This is a genomic window from Echinicola sediminis, from assembly GCF_054777495.1.
The window spans coordinates 1-3,195 of record NZ_BAAHAP010000194.1; the positions used below are offsets into that span (position 1 = coordinate 1).

The following is a 3,195-nucleotide window of genomic DNA, read 5'->3' on the forward strand; positions in this document are numbered from 1 at the left end:
ATTTTATGCTTATACCACGTTGACGAGCTTAATTTTCAATTTGGATGAATCAATAATCAAGGGATAAAATTATGGAAGAAATAAAAAAACATTTAGTTAATAATAATAGACGCCATTTTATTAAGAAACTTGGTGTGGGAATTGGAGGACTTGCTATGGCTTCCATGATTGATCCGTTTTCTTTTTCGGGAGGAAAATCCTCCCTGTCAGCAAATGATATATCCAAGAACTTACCTCATTTTGCTCCTAAAGCAAAACGGGTAATCTATTTGTTTCAAAGTGGTGGGCCATCGCAGTTGGAGCTCTTTGATTATAAGCCACTGTTAAATAAATTAAGAGGAGATGATCTTCCTGATTCCGTTAGACAAGGACAACGCCTGACAGGTATGACTTCTGGACAGGAGCGCTTCCCATTGGTTGGGAGTAATTTCAAATTTGATCAATATGGTGAATCCAGGGCCTGGGTTAGTGAATTGATGCCCCATACGGCTAAAGTGGTGGACGAATTGTGTTTTATTAAATCCGTCCATACCGAGGCCATCAATCATGATCCGGCAATTACTTTTTTCCAAACAGGATCACAACAAGCCGGTAGGCCATGTATTGGTTCTTGGTTTAGTTATGGTTTGGGGAGTTTAAATGACAATTTACCCACTTTTACTGTATTGCTTTCAAGGGGGACGGGTAGACCAGTTGCACAGCCTCTTTATTCCCGCTTATGGGGAAATGGATTTTTGAGTTCACTTCATCAAGGAGTGCAGTTTAGATCGGGAAAAGACCCTGTATTGTACTTAAAGGACCCAGAGAGTATTTCCCGTACCGAGCGAAGAAGGATGCTGGATCATATTGCCGAGTTGAACCGAATACAGGAGGCTGAATTTGGGGATCCGGAAATTAACAGTAGGATAGCCCAATATGAGATGGCTTATCGTATGCAGACTTCTGTGCCTGATACCATGAATATTGATGAGGAACCTGAGCACATACTGAATATGTATGGGGAAAATGCCAAGGTACCAGGAACCTATGCGGCCAATTGTTTATTGGCAAGAAGACTTGCAGAAAAGGATGTACGTTTCATTCAGTTGTACCATATGGGATGGGATCAACATGAAAACCTACCCTCTCAAATAGAGAAGCAGGCGAAAGATATTGACCAGGCTTCTGCTGCGTTGATATTGGATCTGAAACAGCGGGGACTTTTGGAAGATACTTTAGTGGTATGGGGAGGGGAATTTGGAAGAACCAATTATAGTCAGGGAAAATTAACCGCCACTAATTACGGAAGGGATCACCACCCAAAATGTTTTACCATGTTTATGGCCGGTGGAGGAGTAAAACCCGGATTTACCTACGGGGAAACAGATGATTTCGGCTATAATATCATAAAAGATCCAGTGCATGTACATGATGTGCAAGCGACCATCATGCATCAAATGGGATTAGACCATACAAAATTAACTTACAAGCATCAGGGGCGTCGCTATAGATTAACGGATGTCGGCGGTCACGTTGTTCAAGACATTCTTACTTGATCTTAGAAGATGAGGTAGAGTAAATGAAACTGTATCCCAAACTATACCATGAAAAAACTCATTACTTATTATTCTGCATTGGCATTGCTTCTTTTTATGGTGCCCAATGCCAATGCTTCCACTATTGAGGAACCCTCAAGGTTAATATTGGCATTGGGTCGCTTTCATCCCTTAATTTTGCACCTGCCTATTGGAGCTCTTTTATTGACATTTTTTTTGGATATCATGGGGAGGTTTAGGAAGAAATATCCCAAGAGTACCATTGTATATTCATTGGGTTTTTCCTCTTTTTTTGCTGTAGTGGCATGTGTCTTAGGATATTTCCTTTCCCTGGAAGGAGGATATACGGAAGAGGTTTTGGATTTTCATTTTTGGTTTGGCTCGATTGCAGCAGGATTGATCATTTTGTTGTTTTTGCTAAGAAATCTGAACCTTAAAGTAGTAGATATTTTATTTTTACCTCTATTTATTATTACTATTGGCATTATCAGCATTGCCGGCCACTATGGTAGTATACTAACTCATGGATCTGAATTTTTAACAGAGCATCTAGAGGAGAAGGAGCCTGTAATACCCATTACCGATATTGATAGTTTAAACATCTTTGACAATGTTGTACATAGAATTTTGGAGGATAAATGTATTCAGTGTCATAATGCCTCAAAAATGAAAGGGGATCTGTCATTGGTTTCAAAAGCCAGCCTTTTGAAGGGGGGAGCCAACGGGAAGGCTATTATCTTAAAAAATCCCCATGAAAGCCTTTTATATTCTTTAAGTGTGCTTCCTATTTCTGATGAAAGACATATGCCTCCAGAAGGTAAACCTCAGCTTACCAAGGATGAGATTTGGTTACTCAAATACTGGATTACTCATTCCATGGAAATTGACGACAAGGTGGTATCACTTCCTAAAAGCGACAGCCTAAAAAATATACTGAAAGATTATCTGGTACTTGAAAAGAAATACATAGAAGAAGCTTCTTTGGATGCTATAGAGGAAGTGAAGAAAGCTGGGTTTACCATTAGAAAAATCTCGCCGGATGATGGGGGGCTTTGGCTTTCCCTTAAAAATAAGGATTTACCTGAAACTGGTTTAAAGTTGCTTTCAAAGATTTCCCCTCAAATTGTAGAGCTCGATTTGGGAAATACCGATTTGTCCGATGATATGACTAAGGGGTTCGATGAATTTTCAAACCTTACAAAACTCCATTTGAACAATACCAAGATAGGAGATGAAACTTTAAACCATTTAAAGTCTTTGAAACAATTGGAAACGTTGGTGCTGCATTCTACGGGGGTTAGTGGGGAAGGTCTAAAGAAATTTTTAGGATCAAACAGCCCCAAAAGCATTTATGTGTGGAATACCAAGGTGAGTGCTGGAACAATAAGGCTACTCGAGGAAGAATACGATATTAATATAAATATGGGGGCTAGCATGGGGCTTAATTAAATAGTGAAGCCATCTCTTGCTTGGCTAAGATTGAAAAAGATACAAGTTAAGTGAAACGATAGTTTTAAAAGCTGGCTTGTTTGGTCATAAGGAGTGATTCTTAATTCAGCGTAATTCCTCTAGTTATAGTAAGTGAAAACGTCTAATAGGAAGGATAGCCTTACAGTTGGATATTAAGTTAACTACTATTTAACACAGATAATAAGGGAAA

The 3,195-nt window shown here is 39.2% G+C and carries 2 protein-coding genes; both read left to right on the forward strand.

Translation table 11 applies throughout. The features are described 5' to 3' along the window. Positions 1-71: 71 nt before the first annotated feature. Positions 72-1,535 (forward strand): DUF1501 domain-containing protein, encoded by a 1,464-nt coding sequence (locus ACYVAA_RS22530; protein ID WP_460546248.1) that lies wholly within the window; start codon positions 72-74, stop codon positions 1,533-1,535. A 96-nt stretch (positions 1,536-1,631) separates the two neighbouring features. Beyond that, positions 1,632-2,984, forward strand: coding sequence for a c-type cytochrome domain-containing protein (locus ACYVAA_RS22535; RefSeq protein ID WP_460546251.1), 1,353 nt, complete (start codon positions 1,632-1,634; stop codon positions 2,982-2,984). Positions 2,985-3,195: the final 211 nt, after the last annotated feature.

Bases quoted from the DNA above. Each gene is read 5' to 3' on its own strand.
- ACYVAA_RS22535 (WP_460546251.1), top strand. From the start codon at position 1,632: ATGGTGCCCAATGCCAATGCTTCCACTATTGAGGAACCCTCAAGGTTA.
- ACYVAA_RS22530 (WP_460546248.1), top strand. From the start codon at position 72: ATGGAAGAAATAAAAAAACATTTAGTTAATAATAATAGACGCCATTTT.